The following is a 7,201-nucleotide window of genomic DNA, read 5'->3' as shown; positions in this document are numbered from 1 at the left end:
CCCCCCCCCCCCCCCCCCCCCCCCCCCCGGAAGGGGTGAACACACGTAACTTTCCGCCCCGCGGGGCGTTCGGGCGCGCTATGTGATCGCTACGCCACGGCCCGTAGCGCCCGCCGGCTCGCGGAGGCCTGCGGGTCCAGTACCGGCACGGCCGCCAACAGCGCCTTGGTGTAGGCGTGTTGGGGCCGGTCGTAGACCTCGTCGACCGGGCCTTCCTCCACGATGCGCCCGGCGCGCATCACCGCGACCCGGTCGCTGGCGGCGCGCACCACCGCCAGGTCGTGCGCGATGAAGACCAGGGAGAGCCCCAACTCCCGCTGGAGTTCGCCGAGCAGCTCCATGACCTGCGCCTGTGTGGTCACATCCAGCGCGGAGACTGGCTCGTCGCACACCAGCAGCCGCGGCTCGGGGGCCAGGGCGCGGGCGATGCCCACGCGCTGGCGCTGGCCGCCGCTGAACTCGTGCGGATAGCGGTGGTACCAGGCGGGGTCCAGCCCGACCCGCTCCAGCAGCTCGTGCGCGCGGCGCCGTACGGCCGCGTCGTCCAGTTCGCCCGCGGCCCGCAGCGGGTCGGCGACCGACTCGCCGATGCTGCGGCGCGGGTTGAGCGAGGAGACCGGGTCCTGGAAGACCATCTGCAACTGGCTGCGTACGGGCCGCAGTTCGCGCTCGCTCAGGGCGGCGATGTCGCGGCCCTGGTAGCGCAGCGCGCCCGCGGTGGGGTCCAGCAGGCGCACCAGCATCCGGCCCAGCGTCGTCTTGCCGCTGCCGGACTCCCCCACCAGACCGACGGTCTCGCCGGGCCGTACGCTCAGCGACACGTCCGCCACCGCGGTGGTGCGCGCGCCGCGGCGCCCGAACTCCCGCCGCAGGCCGGCCGCTTCCAGCAGGACGTCATCGGCGCCGCCCGTGGCGCGGCCCGGTCCACCGGCGCGTGCGCCGGAGGGTGCGCCCCCGGGCCCCGTGGCCCGGCCCCCGGTCCGCACGGGCGCGTCCACCCGCGGCACCGCCGCCAGCAGCTGCCGCGTGTACGGCTCGCGGGGCGTACCCAGCACCTGCCCGACGGGCCCGTGCTCCACGGCCCGGCCCGCGCGCATCACCAGGACCTCGTCCACGCTGCCCGCGACCACCCCCAGGTCGTGGGTGACCAGGACCAGGCCCATCCCGGTCTCCGCCCGCAACTCGTGCAGCAGGTCCAGGATCTGGGCCTGGACGGTCACGTCCAGTGCGGTGGTGGGCTCGTCCGCGATCAGCAGCTTCGGCTCGCAGGCCAGCGCCATCGCGATCAGCGCGCGCTGGCGCATGCCGCCGCTGAACTCGTGCGGGCGGGAGCGGGAGCGCCGGGCGGCGTCCGCGATCCCGACCCGCTCCAGCACCTGGACGGCGCGTTCGCGGGCGGCGCGCCGCGAGGTGCCCGGGCGGTGCACCCGGTAGACCTCGGCGATCTGGTCGCCGATGGCGTAGTACGGGTCGAGCGAGGACAGCGGGTCCTGGAAGACCATCGCGGCCGTGCCGCCGCGCAGCCGGCGCAACTCCCGCTCTCCCGCGGCCAGTACGTCGCTGCCCGCGACCCGCACCGTGCCCCGCACCCGCGCGCCGGTGCCCCGGTGCAGGTCGAGCAGGGCGGAGGCCGCCGTGGACTTGCCCGAGCCGGACTCGCCGACGATGCCCAGCGCCCGCCCGGGCGCCAGGCCGAACGACAGCCCGTCCACGGCCCGTACGGCGGAGCCGCCCTCCCCTTCGAAGGTGACGCTCAGGTCCCCTACCTCCACCAGGAGTTCGGAGGTCTCGGCCAGGTCGATCGCGCCGGCCATGCCGGGGCCGCCTTTCGGGTCGATCGCGCCGGTCATGCCAGGGCCACCCTTCGGTCGGCGAGTGCGTACAGGACGTCCGCCACGGCGTTGGCGACGACCACTGCGGTGCCGATGACCAGCACGATCGCCACCACTACGGGCAGGTCGACGACCTTGACGGAGGTGACCAGCAGCTGGCCGAGGCCGGGCAGTCCGAAGAGCGTCTCGGTGATCAGGGCGCCGCCGAACATGAAGCCGAGGTCGACCGCCGCCAGCGCGATGACCGGCGGCAGTGCGCCGCGCAGCGCGTGCCGCCCGACGATGGCGCGCTCGGTGAGGCCATAGGCACGGAAGGTGCGGATGTGGTCCTCGGCGAGGGTCTCCAGGGTCGAGGAGCGGGTCAGCCGCGCGTATTTGGCGGACTCCAGCATCGCCAGCGAGGTCCACGGCAGCAGCAGGTTCCAGGCCCACTGCTCGGGGTCCTCGCTCAGCGGTACGTAGGAGGGGAAGGGCAGCCACTGCAGATAGGCGCAGAACAGCATCAGCAACAGCAGGCCCGAGATGAACAGCGGCGTGGAGCTGCCGGCCAGGGTCAGCGTGGTCAGCACCCGGTCGGTCGCCCCGCCGCGGCGCAGCGCCGAGACCAGCCCGGAGCCCACGCCCAGGATCAGCCACAGCACGCTCGCGCCGACGGCGAGCGAGACGGTGACCGGGAGCCGGTCCACGATCAGCTCGGTGACCTGCCGGTCGTTCTGGTAGGACAGCCCGAAGCAGGGCGCCTGGCAGTGCAGTACGGAGGTGCCGGTGGAGAAGTCGCGGCCCGCGAAGATGCCCTGAAGGAAGTGCAGGTACTGGGTCAGCAGCGGGTCGTCCAGGCTCAGTTGGTCGCGTATCTGCTGGATCTGCCCGGGGTTGCAGCGCGGCCCGCAGGCCAGCTTGGCGGGGTCGCCGGGGGCCACGTAGAAGACCACGTAGACGAGGACGGACAGGGCGAACAGGACGAGCAGCGCCCCGCCGGTCCGCCGCAGGGCGTATCCGGTCATGCCGTTCACTGGGCGCCCCTCTCGCTGGTCTCGCTCTTGCGTGCGCCGCGCGTCCCCACCCGCAGCCGGGAGCGCTCGCGCGGATCCAGCGCCGAGCGCACCGCGTCACCGAGCACGGTGCAGGCCAGCACGGTGGCGAACAGCATCCCGGCGGGCAGCAGCACATACATCGGGTCGGCCCGGAACCAGGTGGTGGCGGTGGACAGCATCTGCCCCCACGAGGAGGTCGGCGGCTTGACGCCCACGCCCAGGAAGGACAGCGACGCCTCGGCGACGATGTTGGTCGGCAGCAGGATCGCCGCGTAGGTGATCACGGGCGCGGCCAGTGCGGGCAGCAGCTCGCGCCGCGCGACCCGCAGCGGGGTGGAGCCGCCGATCCTGGCCGCCGCGACATAGTCCAGCTTCTTCAGCGTCAGCGTCTGGGCCCGTACGATCCGCGAGGTGCCGCCCCAGGTCAGGCAGCCGATGGCGAGGATCAGCAGCAGCGGCCGCGGGAAGCTCGCGGGCACCACGGCCATCAGCGCGATCGCCAGGATCAGCATGGGCAGCGCCACGAACACATCGGTGGCCCGGCTGAGCAGGCCGTCCATGAAGCGGCTGCCCAGTCCGGCCGCCAGGCCGATCACCACGCCGAGTCCCACCTGGACGGCGGTGGCGCCCACGGCGACCAGGAGGGAGATCTGCCCGCCGTACAGCAGGCGCGCGAACAGGTCGCGCCCGGTGCCCGGTTCCACGCCCAGCCAGTGCTCGGCGCTCACGCCTCCGAACGAGCCGATGGGCACCCCGCCGCGGGCGGAGTCGATCAGATCGCTGTGGTAGGTGTTCGGGTCCTGGCCCTCCAGGGCCGCCAGCAGCGGCGCGGCCAGTGAGAGCAGGACGAGCAGGCCCAGTACGAGGGCCGCGGCCAGCGCGGAGGGCCGCTCGCGCAGCCGCTGCCACACCTGCCGGGCCGCCGCCCTGCCCCCTTCCGGCGCCGCGCCCAGGGGCGGGGTGCCGGAAGGGGCCGAGATCAGGTCCGCGCTCGTCACTTGACCGCGACCTGCGAGATGTCCAGTACGCCGGTCCAGTCGCTGATGACGACGTTCTTGACGTCCTTGCCGTACAGCCGCTTGTAGACCGGGTGGAACAGCGGGACGCTCAGGGCCTGTTCGCCGACCTTCTTGTCCAGCGCGCCCCACAGCTTGGCGGCCTGGTCGTGGTCGGTGAGCTTGTTGGCCTCGTCGATGGCCTTGTTGACCTCGGGGTCGTTGAGCTGCGCGTGGTTGTAGTTGGAGCCGTCCTGGACGATCTGCCGGCCGTCGAAGACGGGCGAGAGGAAGGGCTGGCCCGAGGGCCAGTCGGCGCCCCAGGCGCCGATGAACAGGCCCGGCGCGTCCTTGGCGCTGTGCACCTTCTCGTCGTAGTCGTTGGGCTCCAGGCCCACCAGCTCGACGGTGATGCCGGCCTTCTTCAGCGCCTCCTGGACGGCGGTGGCGATCTCCGGGCTGTTCTTGAAGTTCTTGGCGGTGCTGTGCGTCAGGGTGATCTTCAGCCCCTTCTCGTGCCCCGCCTCCTTCAGCAGCTCCCTGGCTTTCTTCGGGTCACCGGTCTTCCCCGCGGGGAAGTGGTCGTAGGGCGTGTACCCGAAGGCCTTGCGCTCGGGCAGGAAGGTGGTGGCGGGCTCGGCCAGCGAGGAGCCGCCGGCCGCGTTGACCACGCTCTGGCGGTCGATGGCGTACGCGATCGCCTGGCGCACCTTCGGGTCGTCGAAGGGCTTCACCTTCGGGTTGAAGGCGAGGTAGTTGATGTAGCCGAAGTGGCCGGTGCCGACCCGGTCGGCGAGCTTCTTGTCGCCGCCTATCTGGGCGAGTTCGGCCGGTCCCAGGTTGGTGTCGGTGGTGATGGCGGCGGCGTCCGCGCCCGTACCGGTGGACAGGCGCTGGTTGATGACGGCCGAGTCCAGGCCGGACTTGACCTCGATGCGGTCGGGGTAGGCCTTGCGCTGGTCGTCGGTCTTCTGCGACCAGTGCGGGTTGCGGTCCAGCGTGATCGTCTGGCCGTCGCCCTCGTTCTTGACGACCTTGTACGGGCCCGAGGAGACGGGGTGCTCCTCGTACTTGGTGCCCGCCTCCTTGTCGCGCGGCACCGGCGCGAAGGAGGTCTGGGTCGCCACGTACGGGAAGTCGCCGACGGGCCGGTTCAGGTCGAAGACGATGGTCTTGGCATCGGGGGTCTTGACCGAGTCCAGCGTCGCGGGCTTGCCGTCCTTGCCCTTCTTGAAGGGGCCTTCGTACTTGTCGCCGCCGACCAGCCAGTCCCTCAAGAAGGGCGCGCCGCCGGAGAGTTCGGCCGCGAAGGAGCGCTCGATGCCGTACTTGATGTCGGCGCTGGTGATCGGCCGCCCGTCCTCGAACTTCAGGCCGTCCTTGAGGGTGTACGTCCACTGGGTGGCGTCCTTGTTGGGACGGCCGGTGTCGGTGGCGAGGTCGGGGACGACCTTGGTGCCCGCCTCGCCGTCGGCGCGGTTGCGGGTGGTCAGGGTGCGCCAGACCAGCGAGGGGATGTTCCCGCCGCCGGAGGTGTACTGCCGGGCCGGGTCGAAGTTGCCCTGCGACTCCGCGTTGAGCACCGTCAGCGTTCCCCCGCGCTGCGGCTCGCCGCCCTTGCCGCCCTTGGCCTTGCTGTCCTCGGGGCCGCAGGCGACGGCCCCGGCGGCCAGCGCGACGGCGATCGCACCGGCGGCCAGCCGCCGGGCTCTGACGGACAGTTGACGGTTCTCGGCCATGACGGGATTGCCTTTCGCAGCAGGGTGGACCCGCAGAAAAGGCGGCAGAGGGCGCGGACGAGCGCGAGACCGCCCCCTGCGGATACGTACGGTGATACGCGGATGCGCGGGGGATCTCCCGGCCGGCAGGCGCTTACGGCCTCCGGACCCGGGTGCGGGCTCAGCGACAGTCGATGTCGGCCACGCACTGCACGGACACGCCGATCAGCGCCAGCTCGAAAGCGGCGTTGGCGAAGGCGTGGCGGTGCGGCATGCGCAGAAGACTGAACGAATATTCGCCTGCTGGCAAAGGTGTCCCACGATGCGGGACGAGGTGTCTCAGTTTCCGGTCACCGCTCGGTGGGGTACGGCCAGGAGTTGGGCCGGCAGACCTTGTCGCCCGTGTTCAGGAACTTGGTCTGCTGCATCATCACCGGGGCCGGCGCGCCGTTCGTGGAGCAGCTCTCGTGGTTGTGCCCCAGCCGGTGGCCGACCTCGTGGTTGATCAGCATCTCCCGGTAGGCGTACAGCTTGTCCTGGCCGTAGGTGTCCGAGCCCTGCGCCCAGCGATAGGCGTTGATCACCACGCGCTCGGTGGCCGCCGAGTCGCAGGAGACGTTGTCCTGGGTGATGTCCAGGCCGGACTTCGCGCACTCCTTGGCGGCGGTACGGGGGCTGGCCAGCGTGATCACGAAGTCGGCGGCGCCGGAGCCCACGCGCTGGAAGGAGCGGTGTCCGCCGTGCGCCCAGCTGCGGCCGTCGTTGAGGGTCTTGTGCACCGCTTCGGCGAAGAGCTGCCCGTCCAGCTCCAGCCCTTCCTCGACGTCCACGCGGTAGCGCAGGACGCGGCCGGGCCCCGGCGCCTTGGCATCGCCCCCGACGGCCCGGTAGGTGGACTTGCCCTGGGCGTCCTTGGCCAGCGGGTAGGCGCGCGCCATCTTCTGCTCGTAGCTCTCGGGCGCGGCCGGGCGCTCGTAGTGGCGCGAGGCCTCGCCCAGCTCGGGCGCCGCGCGGGTGCCCTTGCCGCCCTGGGCCTGCACCTCGGCGGCGCCGCCCTGCTGGTCGGTCACCTGCCCGGCGACGATCACGGCGAGCACCGTGGTCACCGCGGCCGCCGCGACACCGGTGAGGGTGCGGCCCTTGCCGCCCTTCTTCCCGGACCCCGCGGCGGCGGGTGCCTCACCGCCGGCCTCGCGGTGCACCAACTGCTCTTCGTACGCGTCGGTTTGAGGCTCGGCGGGCGGCTGCGCGCCGGGGCCGCGGTCACTGCCGTGCTCGTACGGCCCCATGGGGGCGCCCCGCCGCGCGGGCACCGCGGCTCCGGGCCCGTCGAACGGCCCCGCGCCCTGTGAAGTCCCGTTCCCCGCAGGCCCGTTGGGTACGCCAGCGGGCACACCGGGCGCCTGCCCGAAACGCGCCGCGCGCGAAGCCCGCGCGCCCCGCACGTCCCAGCCCCCCGGCTCCTGCGAACTCCCGCCCTGCGAGGATGAGTTGACTCCATCGGAGACCGGCCCGTCAGACCCGGCACCGCCGCCGCCTCGCGGCTGCGGCACCCGCGGCGCCCCGGGGCTCCCCGGTACGCCCGGCATCCCGGCCCGCTCGCCCCAGCCGCCACCCGGCTC

General features: G+C 72.6%; 6 protein-coding genes. All 6 read right to left on the bottom strand.

From position 1 onward, the window contains the following. Positions 1-89: 89 nt before the first annotated feature. The 6 genes from AC4IJH_RS20780 to AC4IJH_RS20755 all read right to left on the bottom strand — a co-directional run bounded on the left by AC4IJH_RS20780 (position 90) and on the right by AC4IJH_RS20755 (position 6,892). Entirely contained in the window at positions 90-1,814 is a 1,725-nt protein-coding gene (locus AC4IJH_RS20780) for an ABC transporter ATP-binding protein (RefSeq protein ID WP_490853290.1), read from the bottom strand. 32 nt (positions 1,815-1,846) lie between these two features. Beyond that, positions 1,847-2,836, bottom strand: coding sequence for an ABC transporter permease (locus tag AC4IJH_RS20775; RefSeq protein ID WP_490853287.1), 990 nt, complete (start codon positions 2,834-2,836; stop codon positions 1,847-1,849). 5 nt (positions 2,837-2,841) lie between these two features. Next, positions 2,842-3,819, bottom strand: coding sequence for an ABC transporter permease (locus AC4IJH_RS20770; RefSeq protein ID WP_490853289.1), 978 nt, complete (start codon positions 3,817-3,819; stop codon positions 2,842-2,844). Positions 3,820-3,860: 41 nt separating this feature from the next. Beyond that, positions 3,861-5,600, bottom strand: coding sequence for an ABC transporter substrate-binding protein (locus AC4IJH_RS20765; protein ID WP_490853286.1), 1,740 nt, complete (start codon positions 5,598-5,600; stop codon positions 3,861-3,863). 160 nt (positions 5,601-5,760) lie between these two features. Continuing rightward, the gene (locus tag AC4IJH_RS20760; RefSeq protein ID WP_490853285.1) at positions 5,761-5,853 is read right to left on the bottom strand and encodes an Ms4533A family Cys-rich leader peptide; all 93 of its coding nucleotides are present in this window, start codon (positions 5,851-5,853) and stop codon (positions 5,761-5,763) included. A 76-nt stretch (positions 5,854-5,929) separates the two neighbouring features. Next, a complete protein-coding gene (locus tag AC4IJH_RS20755; protein ID WP_490853284.1) occupies positions 5,930-6,892 on the bottom strand; it encodes a DUF3152 domain-containing protein in 963 nt (320 codons plus the stop codon). Positions 6,893-7,201 lie beyond the last annotated feature (309 nt).

Source organism: Streptomyces sp. UF-297 (assembly GCF_058245575.1).
This window is presented reverse-complemented; position numbering and strand designations above follow the sequence as displayed.